Source organism: Metabacillus rhizosphaerae (assembly GCF_037201795.1).
GTDB lineage: Bacteria > Bacillota > Bacilli > Bacillales > Bacillaceae > Metabacillus > Metabacillus rhizosphaerae.
The window spans coordinates 1,222,642-1,241,738 of the sequence record NZ_CP147403.1 but is presented as its reverse complement, the minus strand read 5'-3'; the positions used below and the strand labels follow the sequence as shown (position 1 = coordinate 1,241,738).

Here is a 19,097-nt window from a genome sequence, read left to right as displayed (position 1 = left end):
GCAATGTCAAACCTCTCCATAAAATTAGCTGTTATTAACTTCATCTAACTCCATTATATAACGAATAAGATCTTCTCTTAATTCTGGTCGTTGCAAACCAAAGTCTAAAGTTGCTTTAATGAATCCTAGTTTATCACCTACATCGTATCGTTTTCCTGAAAATTCATAAGCAAGAACTTCATTTGTTGTTAATAATGTATTTAAACTATCAGTAAGTTGAATCTCTCCACCTGAACCTGGTGGTTGATTTTCAAGTATATCTAAGATGGTTGGTGTTAAAATATATCTTCCCATAATCGCTATATCTGAAGGTGCTTCAAGTGGGTTTGGCTTTTCTACAAAAGAATTCACACGATAAATGGAATTATCCATTTTCTCTTTATAACCAATGATTCCATATTTTGAAACATCTTTATGTATTACCTTTTGAACACCTACTACTGAAGATCCACTATCAGAATGAACATCAATTAACTGTTGTAAGCATGGCTTATCCACGGATTGTACGACATCATCTCCGAGCATAACTGCAAATGGGTCATCTCCAATGAATCTTCTTGCGCAATATATTGCATGACCTAAACCTTTAGGCTCTTTTTGTCTTATATAATGAATGTTAGCTAATTCTGAAATCGATCTGACCTGTTCAAGAAGCTCCCACTTTTCTTTCTGAGCAAGATTTTCTTCAAGCTCATATGATTTATCAAAATGATCTTCAATTGCACGTTTTCCTCTGCCAGTAACAATTAAGATATCCTCGATACCAGATTGAACAGCTTCTTCTATTATATATTGAATCGTCGGCTTATCTACAATAGGTAACATTTCTTTCGGCTGTGCCTTTGTTGCAGGTAAAAATCTCGTTCCTAATCCCGCTGCTGGAATTACTGCTTTTTTTACTCTCTGCATAAAGATCCTCCTACTGTTTTATTACATACCTATTAAAGTATAGCTTAAAAATATTGTTCATTACATATCGTTTTAAGTAAAACAGGACAAAAGATCTAACTTACTGCAATAATTTTTAATAATTGTAATCTAAATGTCATTTTTTGTAGATTTCTCTCCTGCTTTTCTAGTATACTACTACAAGTAAAATATTAATTTCGTAGAATTCAATTCTACTTTTTATATGAATGATTAAATGGAGGAGATAAGTTGAAGAAAGCCAGAAATCTTGCAGTGGCATCTACACTTTTATTAAGCGGACTTTCTGCTAATCACGTTTTCGCAATGGATTATCAAACATCAGAAGTAGAAGTGTCAGCATATGTTACTCAAGACACCTTAACAGTTCGTAAGAGTCCAGGAATGCTAGAAGAAAAAATAGGTATTTTAGCCGATGGTACCAAATTTGACGTTATTCAAGTTGAAGGTAATTGGTCTTTAGTAGAATCAGTAGATCTAAAGGGATGGGTTGCAAATAAAGAACTGCAGGCTTCAGATCTTCTAAAAAAATATTCTCCAAAACAACAAGTGGCAGCTGTAACAATTAATGGTGTGATGTACGGTGTAACAACATCATCGAACACCATTATTAAAAACGGATTTATGCCTCACAATAAAGTTTTAGACACTCTTAATGCGAATCTGCCCTTAACTGTTTTAGAGGTTAAAAATGGGTACTATCGCGTAATCGCTCCTCATATAAGAGGATGGATGCCTGTCTCAGATGTGAAATTACGTACAAGTGCAGTTCCATATACTGAGCATCAAGCTGTAGCAGACAAAAATGGAGTCATTGTTCGAAACGGATATATGCCACATAATCATCAGGTTGGAACATTAAATCTAAACGTGCATGTAAGAATCATCGACTTAAAAAATGGATTCTATCGAGTTGTTGGCGAAAACACACGCGGCTGGGTTCATAAGAGCGACTTACAGTTGATGCCAACAGGAGTCTATTATGGTGTGACGACAAATAGTAATACAGCAGTAAAAAATGGGTATTCTGATAGTAACAAAACAATTTCAACTCTAGATCAAAATGAACCACTCACTGTTCTAGAAACAAAAAATGGGTACCATCGAGTTATTGCTCCATATACAAGAGGTTGGATCAAAACAACATCTGTGAATATTCAAAATGAAGCAGTACCGTATGATAAACAAACTGGGGCTTCAATTGCAGGTAATGTTTCAGTCCTCAATGGATACATGCCTCATAATCATAAAGTTGGAACATTACAGGATAATCAAGCAGTTGAAATAATTGATATAAAAAATGGATATTACCGTGTCGTTGCTAATAATACAAGAGGATGGGTTTCCTATCGCTCAATTGAAATAACAAATGGGTCAACACCACCTCCTACAGAAGAACCTAATGAATCAGAGGATCCAGTATCAAAGGATGGAATTATTACTGCTTCTACATTAAATGTGCGTTCAGGACCAAGCACAGATTATGGAAGTGTTGGTTCATTAAATTTTAATTCAGATGTAAAAATTATTGATGAACAAAATGGATGGTTCAAAATCCAAAGCGGCAATATTACAGGTTGGTCAGCTGGAAGCTACATCGAAGTGTTTCCACTAAAAGCTGATACGTATCAATATATTAATCTTAGAAAACCATCAAATGTAACTGCTGAGCAAATCAATAGCTATATTGCTAACTTCGAAAAGGCGAATAATAAGAAAAGTGTTTTTTCTGGTAAGGGTCAAACATTCATCAATGTTGCTAGAAAATATGGTGTTAATGAATTATTTTTCGCAGCCTTTGCAATCCATGAATCTGCTTACGGCACATCTATAATTGCAAAGTCGAAAAATAACCTTTTTGGATTAGGAGCTTATGATAGTGCTCCATATGATTCCGCTTATTACTTTAACAGTGTCGAAGATAATATTAATTATGAAGCTGCTTATATTCGTCACAAATACTTATCACCTGGGTATTTTCAATTTAACGGTGCCTACTTAGGAGATAAAACTGGCGGTTTGAATGTAAAATATGCAAGTGACACAGCATGGGGAAGTAAAATTGCAAGTCATATGCAAAAGATCTTAGCGTATAATCCAAATGATTATGAAAATGTTACTGCTTTTGAAGCAGGCACACCAACCTACTCACTTCCAGATCATACTGATAGTTTCCCTAATGGTGTTTTTGCTAAAGCAAATTCTGATCTTACATTGTATTTAAGCAAAAATGGTGGAAAATCCGAAATAAAAATACCAATGGGTGAGCTTTTTGCAGTCACTGCCAAAACAAATGATTATTGGATTCAACTTCGATATAATGGCAATACGTACTGGACTACCTTTAACTTCTCAACATATAAAGATTATATCAGTATAAATAACCTTATTAGAATACAGGTTGATGAGACATTAAATGTTCGACAAAGTCCTTCAACTAGCAGTGCTTTAATTTCAACATTAAATAACTATACACATGTTGAGGGAATTGTAGATGATAATAAAAATATAGTAACAAGTGGAAGCTGGTATCAGGTTAGAACCCCAGATGGTAAAATAGGCTGGGTAAGTAATACCTACGCAAAACGAGTATATCCTTAATACAAAAAGGCTGTTTTCGCAAACTTTGTTGCTTTTAAAATAGTATTGGGTTGGCTGATTGCAGCGAGAGGATGCTCGCTTTCCGTGGGGCGGGCGATGATCCTCCTCAGCGCGAAGCGCCTGCGAGGTCTCATCTGTCCCGCTACTCCCACAGGAGTCTCGCATATCCGTTCCAATCACCCTAATCAGTTTTGTTCAAAAACAACAATCTTTTAGAAAAGAGCCTACAAAAAAGAGTTGCCATAAATGGCAACTCTTTTTTTGCTATTTTTGTAGAATTTTGTATTTATATGAATATAACTTACTAGTATAATAGAATTTGGTTATTTATTACTATAAAGGAGATGAAAAATGAAAAGATTACTACTGTTTGCTTTTTTTCTTTGTATTGCTTTATTGGTTTTCCCAGATAACACCAATGCTAAAAGCTATGTCAATCCAAACCAAACTTATACTTATGAAGAGATGACAGCCGATATAAAAAATTTAGGAATGGCTTATCCAGAACTTATAACTTACAAATCATTAGGAAAAACACCTTTTGGGAGAGAAATGTGGGCTGTTGGTGTCGGTCGAGGTGACGCAACCTTATTTATTAATAGTTCACATCATGCAAGAGAATGGCTAACTACAAATATCGCCATGGAAATGATCGATCAGTACAGTGAATCATACGTAAATAATTCTAAAATAGACGGCTATTCTGCTAGGTCTCTTTTGAATGAAGTTACGATTTGGTTTGTACCGATGGTAAATCCTGATGGCGTTACTCTCCAACAAAGTGGATTAAATGCCTTTCCTTCTTGGACCCATCAATCCTTGATTAAAATGAACAACGGCAGTAAAAACTTCAAAAGATGGAAAGCAAATGCTCAAGGAATTGACTTAAATCGTCAATATCCAGCTGGCTGGGAACTTAAAAGTGGATTAACGAATTCTTATATGAATTATCCTGGTAAACGAGCTTTAGAAGCCCCAGAAGCAGCTAAACTTGCAGCTTTTACTTATTGGGTTGACCCAGAAATTACAGTTTCGTACCATTCTTCAGGAAGAACACTATTCTGGAACTATAAAGTAAAAAAAGGCAATTATGATCGTGATTATACAATAGCTAAAAAAGTTGGAAATATGACAGGGTATAGTCTTGTAATGCCAACCTCAACACCAAGCGGTTCTGGCTACAAAGACTGGTTTATTGAAACATTTGACCGCCCTGGCTTAACTCCTGAGATTAGCTATTACGTTCCTAATACAAATCCACCTATTTCTGTATTCCCAGAGGAATGGCGAAGAAATAAAGCAGTAGGCTTATACCTCGCACAAGAGTCAGATAAGCTGTGGGAAAAGAAAGTGACACATGTTAATAAAACCATTACAACCTTTGATACTAAGTCAACTCTAAATCGCCCAGACCCAGATCATGCTTCTAGAAAAACAATTAAACCTGGGGTTTATACAGTTGATGCTACGAAAGACAAATGGTTGCGAGTATCAACAGGTACAGGAAAAACTTGGGTATATGCATCTAGTTTCGTATATGGAGAAGTTTCTAATGTTAATGAACCTTTATTGTTACTTACTAAGAAAACACTATTCAGCATGCCTTTACAAAATAAAAATACAAAGGTATTAATTGACCAACAAATCGTAACGGCTAAAAAGAAGTGGAATAATTGGTACTTAATTAATACAACTTATGGTGATAGATGGATTACAGATGCATCTGTACTAAAAAATTATTCTCCAACTACAATTAACGAAACATATAAACTATTAGTTCCAAAAGTAGCTTGGGAAGCTCCAGTCTATACAGCTAAGAGAACATCATTGCAAAAAAATACTGTTATAAATGCTACACAACAATGGAATGGATGGATTCGCGTACAATTTGACGGAAAGCATTACTGGATGAGAAAAGATCACACATTAGAGTCATTTAATGTTAATAACTCTACAGAGAATGTTAACCAAGAAATTGTATTATTAACGAATAAAGTATTATTCAATCTCCCTTCATATGGATCTAATTCAGGTAAATCAGTTAAAGCAGGAACATATCAAGTAGTAAGAAAGATGAATAATTGGTATGGAATTGAAACATCTTATGGCACTAAATGGGTAAGTCATTCATCTGCTATTACAGACAACCAAACAAAGAAAATAGATACAAAATATGAACTGGTAAAACCAAAGGTTGCACACAGCATTCCATCAGGATCAGCAGCTGTTCGATCAATACCTGTTGGTACAATTGTACAAGCAACAAGTGAATGGGAAGACTGGACATCAGTTATTTATGATCAGCAAACATACTGGTTAAGAACTGATAGCGTATTAAAGCCATTTACAGTTGAACAATCAACAGAGCCTATCGATCAAGAACTTGTTTTAATAACAAGAAAAACACTATTTACACTTCCTTCATACGGAAGCAATACAAATGAATCTGTTGAACCTATGATTGTAAAAGCAACTCGTCAACGAGGAAACTGGTACGCGTTTAATACGGTAAATGGTGAACGTTGGATTTCTAGTGCTTCTGTTATAACAGACTATCATCCAACAGCAATCAATCAACAGTATAAGCTCTCACAAGAGAAAAGAGGGTTTACAATTCCTTCTACAACCGCTGAAAGTCTGATAATTGCTAAGGATTCAGTTGTTACCGGAAAGCAAACTTGGAAAGATTGGATTTTAGTCGAATATTCTGGAAAAGAATATTGGGTCAAAACAGATGCAACTCTTGTCCCATATTCTCCTCAACAGAACATGTCAAAAATGCTTAGCACTGAAACTAGTCCAGAAACAACATCTGAACAACCTGAAGTTAAAGAAGAGAAAACTCAATAACAAAATTGAAAATAACCTACCGAATTTATGATTCGGTAGGTTATTTTTCATTCCAGCATTTCCCTATCATATTCAACTATACAAAGGAATAAATTTTGTAATCAAAGAATCTCAATTTGGTTCTTATTGTTTATTTTCCAACAAAAAGTGTAATAATGATTATATCTTTCTATTTTTACATTTTTTAATGAAAGGGGAATGTTTAATGGAAATAGAACAAAATGAAAAAGTCTGGGATGAACTTTTTGAAATCTCATCTGGGCAGGTACCAAATGGGTTTCAAAGGCTAGAGGAAATGTTCGAAAAAGGATTAATAGATTATGCAGATTATGAGGATGCAAAAACAACTTTAAGCAACCTCTTCTTATGACTCATTGACAATAGGCTTGTAAATTGTAAGTATGCGCCAAGACTTTATTATATAGTACCACTTATTAGGGGAGAGTCTGTCTCCCCTATTTAGACCGTTAATTATAGAAAAGCTTAGTTTACCGATTATCTACATCCTAATATTGGTATAATGAACCCACCCTCTTTTACCGTCCTTCGTAATAACACGATAATATCCCATCTTAAGGTCAATTAGTTGAACTGCCTCTTCCTTTTTTAAGTGTCCTGTAATATAGTTCCATGGCATATAACCATTTTTCAATGCTGCTTCACTAGTTTTTATAAAACCTGATTTTACCGGATAAGGCAAAGAGTTTAACGTCACTTTTACATCTGTTGCTTTTACCCAGCCTCTAGTATAGGAAGCTATGACTCTGTGATACCCTTCCTTTGTTTCAATAATCGTTAATGGCTCATTGTTAGCTAGTGTTGCAATTACTTTATTATGATCCTTAAAACCATTTCGTAATGACGCAGATGATGCACTTACAGTTCCGTAATAAATATATTTCGTTGGTATTGCTAGTAAGTAACTATGATGTACCCATCCTCTAGTTTTTGCACCAATGACACGATAATAACCATTCTTTAAATCAATGACTTTAACAGCTTCTCCATTTTCTAGAGATCCTACCAATTTATTATGTGGCAAATATCCATTTAAGACTTTAACATTATTCGCAAGAGAAACTGCCTGTTTTACCTCAAAGACTCCCTCGTTCGTAACTTTTATAGTAAGAGATTTACTATTGTTTCCCGCACGATCAGTAGAAATAATTGATAATACAGTGTTTACGTTTTGCGGTGAAATTGTCATATAATAAGTACCAGTTGATGATGCCGTTGTAGATTTAATAACAGTTTTCCCATTGTTAATTTTAACAGTTGAATTCGCTTCTGCCTTCCCTGTTATCGTTGTAGTCTTATTTGTAAATTTTCCAATATTCGGGATAGCAGGTGGGGTGTTATCTATAACTTTTAATGAATATGGTTCACTTTCTAATCCATTATTATTTAAGATAATTTTAATGATTGTTCCAACCTTTTGTTTTGGAATACTGATTGAAAAACTACCATCATCATTTATTTTTGAACTTCCTATTGTTTTTCCATTTACAGAAGCGACAATTTGAAATCCAATATTTATAGATTTACCAGTAAGTTTGACATCATTATCACCTATTTGATCAACTTTTGGTTTGCTCGGGATCGGATGGAGCAAATACGTAACAGATGCTTTAGGATTTATTAATCCATATCCATATATGGAATCTTTCCCTGACTTACCTAAATCAACAGCAGTATACTCTAAAATTCCACTAATTTTATTCGGAGATAAGGTTGAGTCAAGTGATTTATATAGACTTACAACTCCTGAGACTATAGGTGCTGAAAAGGAAGTTCCAACCCATTGATCATAAGTACTATTGACACTAGTTGAGGTAACGCTCCCATCAGCTACTATATCAACGTTATCATTTCTATTAGAAAAAGTAAAAATGGAGTTTGATTCATCAACTGCCCCTACTGATATAACACCTTCATATGATGCTGGATACACGTATTTCGTATTTCCTTCATTACCTGCAGATGCCACAATTGTGATTCCATTATCAACAGCGTGTTTTATCGCCTCTTGCTCAATCGTTGAAGATGTTGTTCCTCCAAAACTCATATTCATAATATCTACATTTTTTTCAATCGCATAGTCTATTGCCTTTAAAACGTCCTCCTGATAAATTACACCATCAGAATGAGCAATCTGCAAAGGGAGAATTTTCACATTAGCATTTCCAATTACACCGCTAATTCCTTTTCCATTGTTTGTATTAGCAGCAATTACCCCACTTACTGCTGTTCCATGCCCGTTTAAATCATAAATGTTAGAACTGTTGTTTATAAAATTATAGCCCCCAGGAGCTACAATTCCTTGTAAATCCTCATGCTTAGTATCTAAACCCGTGTCCAAAACTGCAACTACTACCTCATTAGTAGGTTGAGCGTCCATGATATCCCATGTATAAGGTAATTCTAGCTTTTCTATATAGCCTTGTTGTTTATAATAGGGGTCATTTGGAAGAGAAAATAATTGACGAGTGTTGTTTTCTTCAATATTTTGTATAGCTTTATTTCTTTTAAGTTCCTCGATTAATTTATCTTTATCCTTACGATTATCTAAGGTTATCACATCTATATTCAAATTTTTAAAGGTCTTTTTATTCTTCAGGAGTGCTTTATTTATACTCTTCTCTAAATTCGCACCTTTTTTATACGAAACTAGTAATTTTGATTCCTTTTCTTCTTTACTAGCATTTTCACTTTTTAGCAACTCCTGTTTTGATAAATCCGTTTCAGCGTTTACAGATAATACTAATAAATGAAAACCAATAAAAAAAGCTAAAAAACACATAACAAACACTGGTATATTTAAAACTGACTTCATCCTATTCCCTCACTTTTGCATTACTTTTATTTACTTTTTTAAAAAGAAGCTGAATTCGGGTTAAAAATAAATATTTTAAGAAAACCATTTTACTATTAATATCTATCATAACTAAATATTTAATGTTTTTGTTAATAAATGAAAAAAGTGAACGAATTAACTAATTAGGAGGAAGATAAATGTACTATACTCATTTTTTACAATTACCAAGGTAACAATCGAGTAGGAGGGGGTGACTAACCCCCGACCTCTCACACCACCGTACGTACCGTTCGGTATACGGCGGTTCAAATTAAGTGTGACGTAAAGTTTCGTATCGTTCAGATAGACTTTTGAGACCCTCTTTTCTCCAGAAAGAGTTATTGAGGGCACGGTGAAGGATTGGACTACTGGTTATTCGCCAGTAGCCCTTTCTGCTATTTCCCCATTCATATGCTTTGTGTTTATCAATTCCTAGTCCTATAAGTTTCCTTATCCTTGTTTTAGGAAGTTTCCACTGTTTCCAGTAACACAATCTCAGTCTTCTTCGAATCCAACTTTCCAAACCTTTAAAGATACTTGGAGTATCTGCCAATGCGTAATACCCACACCAACCCACTAAATACTGATTTAATTTCTTTATTCTTACATCCATTGGTATCGGTGATTTTCTTGACGTTATTTCCCTAACCTTCTGTTTAAATCTCTTGATGCTTTGTTTGGATATACGTATTTTCGGCTCTTTTCTGTTAGTAAAACTAAAGCCTAAGAATTTTCGGTTCCATGGTCGTTCTACGGCTGATTTCTCACGATTTACCTTTAAACTAAGCTTCTTTTCAATGAAAGACGTTACACCCGCCATTGTTCGTAAGCCAGCTTTCTTAGATTTCACGTAAATATTACAATCATCCGCATACCTCACGAATTTATGCCCTCTATTCTCTAATACTTTATCTAACAAATCTAGGATGATATTTGAAAGTAGTGGACTTAGCGGACCTCCTTGTGGAGTTCCCTCTGTATTTTGTGAGACCACGCCACCCATCATAATCCCGACATTGAGATATTTTCGAACAAGATTTAGTAGAACTTTATCGTCAATACGCTTTGACAGTAGCCCCATGAGTTTGTCATGGTTCACTTTATCGAAGAATTTCTCTAAGTCTATGTCGACTACCCACCTATAACCATCTTCGATGTATCCTTTCGCTTTCCGTACAGCGTCATGCCCTCGTCTTTGTGGACGAAACCCATAACTGTTTTCAGAAAATGTTGGGTCATAAATTGGGGTTAATGTTTGAGTAATCGCTTGTTGAATGAAACGGTCTATCACGGTTGGGATTCCTAGTAATCTAACTCCGCCGTTTGGTTTCGGGATTTCGACACGACGAACGGGTTGAGGTTCATAGGTTCCCTGTTGGAGAGACTTTCTCAATTCGTCCCAGTGCTCGACAATATACGAACGCAGGTTTTGGGTCGACATCTTGTCTACACCGTGACTACCTCCGTTACGTTCCACTCGTTTAAGAGCGTTCAGTAAGTTTTCTCGTGATAGAATTCGTTCCATTAACATTAAGATATATCCTCTCTACGTGAATGAGATGTTCTATTTGTGCCATTAGTAGCTCCACCCTCTTGAAGTCCCCTGTGTATTCACCACTTCTTCCTTCAAGTAAGTCTCGTAAGAGATTGTCTGTTTCTACACTACTTATGAACGCCTAGTTCTCATCCTTCCTAACTTGTTCAGTCCTTCCCTTTCATTCTCGAGTTTGAAAGGTACTATGACCTCTGCTGACTTCTGACTGTTCAGCTATCTATCACTAGATAGGTTGCCAAGAGTGCTTGGCTTATCAGTCAGACCTCCCCAGGTAAGAGTACAGTCTTTCACTCCATCTATCTGCTTCATTTACTCTATACCACCTTCGGCAGAAAGGACTTTGTTTTGTTAAGCAAACTCATCCAATGGTATCTAGCCTTATATGAAGTTCGTATTCCTCAGACCGGAGGTTTGCCGCTCGCTTCCTTCAGATTCTGCGTCACCACAGACACCCTTGCGTTAAGCTACTGCTACTTCTGCCTTCACAGTTCGGGACTTTCACCCTATAGACTGCACCCATGCTGGGCGCACTAAAAAACCTTAGCCCAATAGTATAAATTGGGCTAAGGTTCTATTTTAATCCACTAAATATGACTGAATCACTTTTAAAATTATTGGGTAATCTTAAATTTACCTTTTAAATAATCCTGTAATAGAGCATTGTAATCAACCGTTTGATTAAGAATATGGTCGATAATCTCGCGTACTGCTCCATTTCCACCCGTTTCAGTCGAGATGTACTGAACATGCTGTTTTACAATTGGCACTGCATCATGTGGTGCCGCGGAAAATCCCACAACTTGTAGGATTGGAAGGTCATTAATATCATCTCCGACATAACAAACTTCTTCCAAGGTTATATTTAAGTCATTCATAATTTGCTCCATGACTTCAAGCTTTTCATGGATACCTTGATGAACATAATCTATTTTTAATTCTTCCGCTCTTTTTAGAACAGACTCAGACGTTCTTCCGGTAATGATTGCTGTTTTAATCCCAGCATAATGTGCTAGACTAATGCCCATCCCATCTTGCGTATGAAAGGCTTTATATTCTTCGCGATCTGAGCCAATATAAAGCTTTCCATCTGTTAATACACCGTCAACATCAAAAACGATCAATTTAATATTCATATAAGCACCCTATATTCCTAAATTCATTAAATCATGAATGTGAATCATCCCAATTGGACGATGATTTGAATCAGCTACAGGAAGGACATTAATTTTACGCTCTTCCATTATTTTAAGTGCATCAACTGCAAGTAAATCAGCGGTAATAACAATCGGATTTCGATTACAAAGCTCATCAACATTTGATAATAAGAGATTATCTGATAGAGCAAATGCTCTTCTAATATCACCATCTGTTAAGATTCCCACTAATTTATCCTCTGTATCAACAACACTTGTTGCGCCCATTCCTTGAGCTGTCATTAGGAATAGCGCCTCTTTAATCGTAGCATCACCCTGAACAATTGGGTTTTTATTTGTAGACCTAACAACATCATGCACCGTTAATAATAGCTTTCTCCCTAATGCACCACTTGGGTGGTACACTGCGAAATCCTCTGGCTTAAAATCTCTTGCCTTTAATAAAGCGATCGCAAGTGCATCCCCTAGTGCTAAGGTTACTGTCGTACTAGTTGTTGGAGCAAGACCGAGCGGACAAGCCTCAGTTACATTTCCAATACTAAGAACTAAATCTGATTTTATTGCTAAAGTAGATTTTGTGTTTTTAGAAATTGCAATCATCTTAGCGCCAATTTTCTTGATAGAAGGAATTAGTCTAAGCACCTCATCAGATTCACCGCTATTTGAAATAGCAATCACGATGTCATGCTTTGTTACCATGCCTAAATCTCCATGTAATCCTTCCGCTGGATGGAGAAAAAGAGATGGCGTACCAGTGCTAGCCAAGGTTGCATTCATTTTTCTACCGATAATACCTGACTTTCCTACACCAGTAATGACAACTCTTCCTTTACAAGCAAGGATCATCTCGATTGTACGATTGATTGTTTCTTCCTCTAGTACTTCTTTTAAAGCTAATATTGCAGCAGCTTCTTGCTCTAATACATCATTAAAACTTGAAAGATAACTTGTAGAAATTTTGCTACTTGCCATCTTCATACCTCCTAATAAAATTAAAGCTTCATGATATTGTCAATTTCTTTGATTTGCTTAAGTATATTTTCTAGTTCTTCTAATTTAACAGTATTTGGTCCATCAGATAACGCCTCATCTGGGTTAGGGTGAACTTCCATAAAGACTGAATCTACACCAACAGCAACAGCTGCACGAGATAGATAAGGAACATATTCACGTTTTCCTCCAGTAGTTGTACCATTACCACCTGGAATTTGAACACTATGTGTAGCATCAAAAACAACTGGAACACCAAGTTCACGCATCGTAATAAGTGAACGGTAATCTACCACTAAATTGTTATAACCAAATGTTGAACCTCTTTCAGTTAAAAGAATATTATCATTACCTGTTTCACGTAATTTCGTTACAACATTTTTCATATCCCAAGGTGCTAAAAATTGACCTTTTTTCACATTGACGATCTTTCCAGTTTTTCCTGCAGCTACTAATAAATCTGTTTGTCTACATAAGAAAGCTGGAATTTGTAGGATATCTAGAACTTCAGCTGCTACTGCTGCTTGTCCTGGCTCATGAATATCAGATGTAACTGGTAAATCAAATTGTTCCTTTACTTTAGCTAGAATTTCTAGCCCTTTTTCAAGACCTGGTCCACGATGGGAATGTATTGAAGAACGGTTCGCTTTATCGAATGAAGCTTTAAATACATACGGAATACCAAGCTTTGTTGTTAACTCTTTTACTTTTTCTGCTGTAGATAAGACAAGTGATTCATCTTCAATCATACAAGGGCCTGCAATTAATACAAATGGGTTTTTCCCACCAAATTTTATATCATTTAATATAACTTCTTTTGACATAAGGATTACCTCCATACAATTTTCTCATTTTTTATAAAAACTTAAGGACATTTCTCTATTACCTATTAAATATAGCAAATTAAAGACTGCTTACAAAACAAAATATTCATTTTCTCCATTAAACAAGCAGATAAGACCTATTTAGTATGATCAATTCGAGCGAAATTTCCAAGGATAATTTTACTTAATATTATCCTAACTGTAAAGGGAATCAAGTAATGATAGTCTTCCCCTAACAATTAAGAAAATTAATTTAACAAGGATATTTTCTTAATAATAGTCTATCTTCTTACGATAACCACAACTGGGTAGGAAGAAGTACTTCAAAGGAATGAGATGATTGGAAATAAATTATAATTACGATCCAAATAAATAAGATTTTGCCTAGATTACTTTTTATTATGTCTCATTTGGAGATAATCCCAACATAAACTTCCTAATAAAATGGTAATCATATTTTATATACCTTATAATTAATAATTGATTTTATTATGAATTAATGGGGGATAACATTGATTATCGACAAACTTTCAAATGCTGAAATATATTATGGACTGCATCCTCGTATAAAAAAAGGACTACAATTTCTTATTGATAACGACTTGAATTCATTAACTCCTGGTAAATACGAAATTGAAGAAGATAATATTTTTGTTATGATTCAGGAGTACGAGACAATAGACGTTGAACAAGGACGTTGGGAATCTCATCATAAATATACCGATATTCAATTTATGATAAATGGCGAGGAAAGAATGGGTTATGCAAATATTGAGGCAATGGAAGTAGTTGAACAACATAAAGAAAAAGATCTAATGTTTCTTGAAGGTAATGGTGACTTATTCTTGGTGAAACAAGGATACTTTACTATTTTTTCACCTGAAGATGCACATATGCCAACGCTTTGTGTTCACGAACCTCGATATATTAAAAAGGCAGTAGTAAAGGTTTTTTGTGATTGAAAAAATCCATAGGTGACTGGTCTGGAATAACTAATTAACAATTAGGCAAAAAAAGCCACATAGTTTATTTTTGAGCTGCCATTCGGTGGCTCTTTTGTTTTGTAAGGTTCAGGAAAAGTCCCCAGATTAATTTGTAATATTTGTAATATTTTTGAAACTTTTCCCCTTCTTATACGTCTTATATAAGGGAATACAAATAAGGGGGCATCTTTATGTATAAGAAAATAATTATTTCAACATTACTAGCAACTCCATTGTTCGCATTAAATTTTGATCCATCATTAACTCATGCGGCAACATCTAGTGCGCAAGTAAATGCAAATATTGATCTAGAATACTTGAAGAAAAACTTAGGTGCTGGTATGTCGAAATCACAAGTTAAACAAACATTAGGTAATGAGTACACAAAAGGAGTTAACCATTTGAATAGTCATGAATCATGGACTTATATAATTGGTAAAGTTGGAGGTTATGAATTTGATAATCCAAACAATGATGCAGTTGATGTGGATGGAATAAAGAATGGTAAGCTCAAATACCATGTTTCTATTACGTTTGATAATGATATTCTAGAAAGTGTATATATCCGTTACTTAGATAGAAAAGGAAAAGTAGCTGAATATTTTAAAGACGACTCAGGTTATTTAAAGGATAATGGATATAAAGTTAGAAAGAGTAATAGTAAGTTTATAGATTTTGGAGACCGTGGAGAAAAAGTTAAGAATATTCAATCTCAACTTATGTCAAAGGGTTTTAGTTTAGATCGTTATGGAAATGATGGTGTGTTTGGAGAAGAGACAGAGAAAGCAGTACGTGCCTTTCAAAAACAACAAGGTATTCTTGTTGATGGTATCGTAGGTCCTGTAACATTAAAAAAGTTAGATATTACTATTGAGAATAATAATGTTGCTTATCCTGGTGACTTAGTAAAAAAGGGATCAAGAGGTAAGAACGTAGAAAGAATCCAACAGATTGTTGGTGTAACTGTAGACGGAATTTTTGGACCCAAGACAGAGGCATCTGTAATAAAGTATCAAAAGAATAATAGTCTTAGCGTAGATGGTATTGTAGGTCCAATAACATGGTCTAAAATGTTTTAAAAAAAGCCCTTTCTATCGGAAGGGCTAACCATTCGTCTTCCCAAACAGTATTCTATTTCCATCAATTTAAAAAACAGCAATAACTTTAATAAGACGAAATACTTTTGCCTTTATCAACCTCATCTCCCTGTACCTACAAACTCTCCAAGTGAAAAAATAACTCCTAAAAAACATTTTATTTCAAGTATAATTGCTAACTATTAAACAAGTCTTTGTACCTAGAGTTATATTGTACGAATACTCTTTCTAAAGGATTTTCTTTTCTAATCACTAAGAAAGCACTATAATTTTAAGAAAAGACTAAGCGAGGAGAAAGATAATAATGAGAAGAGCAATGCTTATTTTCCTATTAACATTGATTATTGCAATTTCCCCATTCATATCAATTCAAACAAGTGCAGCAACACCTTCAGTTGAAAGTCAGTTAAATCAACTTAAAGGCGGTATAAGTCAGGTAATTATTGCTACAACGGATAAAACAAGTTCTAGGAACGCAGAAGTCTCTTTCTATAATAAGAAAAACGGCAAATGGGTAAGAGTATATTCTAAAATGAGTGGTGTAGTGGGAAAAAACGGAATAACCACAAATAAGAAGGAAGGAGACGGGAAAACGCCAAAAGGTGTCTACAATCTCTCTACTTCTTTCGGTACAGCAACAAAGCCTTCAGGTTTAAAACTGCCTTATACAAAAACCAACAAATATTATTATTGGATAGATGATGTAAAATCTAACGACTATAATAAAATGATGTATTACAAAGGAAACGCTGATAAAAGATGGAATTCTTATGAAAAATTAACACATTCCTTGTATTCCCACGCAGTGGTCATTGATTACAATACTTCTCCTATCCTTAAAGGGAAAGGAAGTGCAATATTTCTTCATACAAGGACTTCTAAGACGCAATATACATTAGGATGTGTGGCAATTTATAAGGACAGCTTAGTTAAAATAATGAAACAATTAGATCCTAAATTAAACCCACATATCATTATTAGTGAAAAAGGAAGCTTAAACAAAACGATTTCAGAGTTCACAAAGGGAATGACAGATGATAAGGAGGAAAATACAGAAAAACAGTATAATTATTTTTCTCCAACAAAAAGCATTCCAGTTTATAAGCATATGACCGGAAATGCTACAATCGGTACTCTATATAAGGGAGAAATATTTCCAATTATAGAAGATGAATTTATTAATTGGTATAAAGTGAAACTAGGTAGCACCTATGGGTATATCAAAAAGGCAAATACAAAAGGCGTTTCCACAATAGATCGTAATAAGTTAACTAATAGTAAAGCACTCTCAAAGTCATTTACGGCGAAAAATGTTTTATATGTAAAGGCGAATACAGAAGGAAATCAAATTACGATTGGTAAGATTCAGAAAGGAATATCATATCCTATTATTAGTGAATCTGAAAATTGGTATCAAATTGACTTTTCAGGTCGAATAGGCTATGTGTGGAAAGCAAATACATCATTGGATGAAGGTTATTTCTCACCCAAGAATAATATAGTTGTCTACAAGCATATGACCGGAAATGCTACAATTGGTACCCTCTACAAGGATGAAGTATATCCAATAATAGATGACCAATTTGTAAACTGGTATAAGGTGAAGATAGGTAATACAGTGGGATATATAAAAAAGGATGAAACAAGATATCTTACAAATGTCTCAGTGCCTTCATTAAATAATGGTTCCACAAGTAGTTCAATAAAAGTAACAGCCATATCAGATTTATATGTGAAACAAAATATTACAGGAAAACAGATAACTTTTGGAAAGATAAATAAAGGAGTTGTTTATCCAATCCTAGAAGAAACAGGAAACTGGTATAAAATTGACTTCTTAGGAAGAATAGGCTTTGTATGGAAATTTAACGCTAGCATCTTAAAATAAATACGAAAACTACAAAATGCATCGAAAGATTAATTCTTTCGATGCATTTTGTAGTTTAGCATTAAAGTTTCAGTTCAATAATTACTTCGCAACAAAATAATTCAATAAATATTCCGCCCAAACTTTATTTCCACTTTCATTCGCTTTCGAATCTGTTAAATAATCCTTCATTTCAACATCATCTAAATCAGGCCAATTCTCCCAATGATTTAAATAAATCATTTCATTTTCTTCCGCATAAGCCATTAATTGTGATACCTCAATTGGATAGTAGGTTGCAGCATATAGAGGATTTGGAGGCTGAATCATAAGTGTCATATCTTTATTTGCCTCTAGCCACGAATCAACCATTTTTTGAATATTATCCAAAGTATTTTCAATTCCAATATGTCCATTATCTTTTAGCATCGATGGTTCAAATAATAGAATATCAGGGTTCAATTCGTTAATTCCCTCATAGGATTGGTCCTTTATGACATCACGAGTTGTTTTGTCACCTGTTGAAAGTATGGTTACTTCGAATACATTCTCACCATATGTAGTCTTTAATTCCTTGCTAAATTGTTCTGACCACGCCCCTTTTGCATCAGAGGTTCCAAAAATCACAAGCTTTAGCTGTTTACCAGTACTTGTAGCATTACTTACTTTATCTTGGAGATTTTTAGGTAGATTACTAGAATACTTTTCAACATCTATCTCAATTTCAGGCTCTTCCTGTAAAGGTACTGACTTACTAGTGCTTGTCACTTTCTCACCCTGTGCGGAAATTTTATTATTCCAATGGAGATTACCAAAAATAATTACTGCCACGCACAAAATTAGTGTTAGAAAAACTAAAAGCTTTTTCACAATGCTATCCCCCAATTTTCGACATATTTCTATCTAAAATTATACACAAAAACATTGATTCTACAATAATTTCCATAATAACAAAAGTGCAAGCGTCTTGAACAGCACCGACAAGCATAAGATGATTTAGAATAGAAGGCGTCCTTTGCCTTCAATTCTAAATTAGCTAGACTCTAAAGGGGCTAGGCGCTGGATGCCTAGTGCTTAACCACAGTACAAGAATTTTAAATTTCCTAAATAACAAGAAATGGATTTTCTATTTTTCAATGATAGGAAATCATTTGTAATTTTTGAATAAGCTTTAGCTCTTGATCATGCTTTTGTTTTTTTGATTCTCGATTAAATTGAGTTGTGCATTCATCAATAGAAAATCGTTGTTCATGCTGTGATAACTCTGTGCCTACCATCGTTAGATTAAACTCCTTCTCTAATCTTATATAGTGACTTCTATTATTATTTCGGCATAAAATTACTTTTTTTAAGCTTTTATAGACATAAATAAGAAAAAGACTCAAAAAAGAAGGA

Annotated in this window: 14 protein-coding genes; 6 read left to right on the top strand and 8 right to left on the bottom strand. The window is 34.5% G+C overall.

Annotation, left to right across the window (positions count from 1 at the left end):
* Positions 1–24: 24 nt before the first annotated feature.
* Positions 25–909 carry a UTP--glucose-1-phosphate uridylyltransferase GalU gene (gene galU / locus WCV66_RS05900; protein ID WP_066333146.1) on the bottom strand — a complete coding sequence of 295 codons (885 nt, stop codon included), beginning with the start codon at positions 907–909 and terminating at the stop codon, positions 25–27.
* A gap of 249 nt (positions 910–1,158) precedes the next feature.
* Between galU and WCV66_RS05895 the strand changes: the two genes are divergently transcribed.
* From WCV66_RS05895 to WCV66_RS05885, 3 genes are all read left to right on the top strand, one after another.
* Complete coding sequence (locus WCV66_RS05895) at positions 1,159–3,528, top strand: SH3 domain-containing protein (RefSeq protein WP_338788267.1); 2,370 nt, start codon at positions 1,159–1,161, stop codon at positions 3,526–3,528.
* A 351-nt stretch (positions 3,529–3,879) separates the two neighbouring features.
* A complete protein-coding gene (locus WCV66_RS05890; protein WP_338788266.1) occupies positions 3,880–6,378 on the top strand; it encodes a M14 family zinc carboxypeptidase in 2,499 nt (832 codons plus the stop codon).
* A gap of 205 nt (positions 6,379–6,583) precedes the next feature.
* On the top strand, positions 6,584–6,748 hold the full coding sequence (locus tag WCV66_RS05885) for a hypothetical protein (protein WP_157094323.1): 165 nt from the start codon (positions 6,584–6,586) through the stop codon (positions 6,746–6,748).
* Between the two features lie 129 nt (positions 6,749–6,877).
* Here the strand turns inward: WCV66_RS05885 and WCV66_RS05880 are convergent, their stop codons facing one another.
* From WCV66_RS05880 to kdsA, 5 genes are all read right to left on the bottom strand, one after another.
* The gene (locus tag WCV66_RS05880) at positions 6,878–9,211 is read right to left on the bottom strand and encodes a S8 family serine peptidase (protein ID WP_338788265.1); all 2,334 of its coding nucleotides are present in this window, start codon (positions 9,209–9,211) and stop codon (positions 6,878–6,880) included.
* A 292-nt stretch (positions 9,212–9,503) separates the two neighbouring features.
* Positions 9,504–10,763: a group II intron reverse transcriptase/maturase gene (gene ltrA / locus WCV66_RS05875; RefSeq protein WP_338786043.1), complete on the bottom strand. Its 1,260-nt coding sequence runs from the start codon at positions 10,761–10,763 to the stop codon at positions 9,504–9,506.
* A 635-nt stretch (positions 10,764–11,398) separates the two neighbouring features.
* A complete protein-coding gene (locus WCV66_RS05870; protein ID WP_338788263.1) occupies positions 11,399–11,920 on the bottom strand; it encodes an HAD-IIIA family hydrolase in 522 nt (173 codons plus the stop codon).
* A 9-nt stretch (positions 11,921–11,929) separates the two neighbouring features.
* Positions 11,930–12,913, bottom strand: coding sequence for a KpsF/GutQ family sugar-phosphate isomerase (locus WCV66_RS05865; RefSeq protein WP_066329351.1), 984 nt, complete (start codon positions 12,911–12,913; stop codon positions 11,930–11,932).
* Positions 12,914–12,933: 20 nt separating this feature from the next.
* Positions 12,934–13,755, bottom strand: a complete 822-nt coding sequence (kdsA, locus tag WCV66_RS05860; RefSeq protein WP_066329353.1) for a 3-deoxy-8-phosphooctulonate synthase — start codon at positions 13,753–13,755, stop codon at positions 12,934–12,936.
* Positions 13,756–14,267: 512 nt separating this feature from the next.
* Here kdsA and WCV66_RS05855 point away from each other — a divergent pair.
* The 3 genes from WCV66_RS05855 (at position 14,268) to WCV66_RS05845 (ending at position 17,723) form a co-directional block, all read left to right on the top strand.
* Entirely contained in the window at positions 14,268–14,717 is a 450-nt protein-coding gene (locus tag WCV66_RS05855; RefSeq protein ID WP_338788262.1) for a YhcH/YjgK/YiaL family protein, read from the top strand.
* Positions 14,718–14,929: 212 nt separating this feature from the next.
* On the top strand, positions 14,930–15,817 hold the full coding sequence (locus tag WCV66_RS05850) for a peptidoglycan-binding protein (RefSeq protein WP_338788261.1): 888 nt from the start codon (positions 14,930–14,932) through the stop codon (positions 15,815–15,817).
* Between the two features lie 322 nt (positions 15,818–16,139).
* Complete coding sequence (locus WCV66_RS05845; RefSeq protein WP_338788259.1) at positions 16,140–17,723, top strand: L,D-transpeptidase family protein; 1,584 nt, start codon at positions 16,140–16,142, stop codon at positions 17,721–17,723.
* An 81-nt stretch (positions 17,724–17,804) separates the two neighbouring features.
* Here the strand turns inward: WCV66_RS05845 and WCV66_RS05840 are convergent, their stop codons facing one another.
* Positions 17,805–18,572, bottom strand: a complete 768-nt coding sequence (locus WCV66_RS05840) for a hypothetical protein (RefSeq protein ID WP_338788258.1) — start codon at positions 18,570–18,572, stop codon at positions 17,805–17,807.
* Between the two features lie 263 nt (positions 18,573–18,835).
* Positions 18,836–18,979 carry a hypothetical protein gene (locus tag WCV66_RS05835; protein WP_338788257.1) on the bottom strand — a complete coding sequence of 48 codons (144 nt, stop codon included), beginning with the start codon at positions 18,977–18,979 and terminating at the stop codon, positions 18,836–18,838.
* Positions 18,980–19,097: the final 118 nt, after the last annotated feature.

Coding starts and splice junctions, on each gene's coding strand:
- WCV66_RS05880 (WP_338788265.1), bottom strand. CDS start 9,211: ATGAAGTCAGTTTTAAATATACCAGTGTTTGTTATGTGTTTTTTAGCT.
- ltrA (WP_338786043.1), bottom strand. CDS start 10,763: ATGTTAATGGAACGAATTCTATCACGAGAAAACTTACTGAACGCTCTT.
- WCV66_RS05865 (WP_066329351.1), bottom strand. CDS start 12,913: ATGGCAAGTAGCAAAATTTCTACAAGTTATCTTTCAAGTTTTAATGAT.
- WCV66_RS05845 (WP_338788259.1), top strand. CDS start 16,140: ATGAGAAGAGCAATGCTTATTTTCCTATTAACATTGATTATTGCAATT.
- WCV66_RS05885 (WP_157094323.1), top strand. CDS start 6,584: ATGGAAATAGAACAAAATGAAAAAGTCTGGGATGAACTTTTTGAAATC.
- galU (WP_066333146.1), bottom strand. CDS start 909: ATGCAGAGAGTAAAAAAAGCAGTAATTCCAGCAGCGGGATTAGGAACG.
- WCV66_RS05890 (WP_338788266.1), top strand. CDS start 3,880: ATGAAAAGATTACTACTGTTTGCTTTTTTTCTTTGTATTGCTTTATTG.
- WCV66_RS05835 (WP_338788257.1), bottom strand. CDS start 18,979: ATGGTAGGCACAGAGTTATCACAGCATGAACAACGATTTTCTATTGAT.
- kdsA (WP_066329353.1), bottom strand. CDS start 13,755: ATGTCAAAAGAAGTTATATTAAATGATATAAAATTTGGTGGGAAAAAC.
- WCV66_RS05850 (WP_338788261.1), top strand. CDS start 14,930: ATGTATAAGAAAATAATTATTTCAACATTACTAGCAACTCCATTGTTC.
- WCV66_RS05870 (WP_338788263.1), bottom strand. CDS start 11,920: ATGAATATTAAATTGATCGTTTTTGATGTTGACGGTGTATTAACAGAT.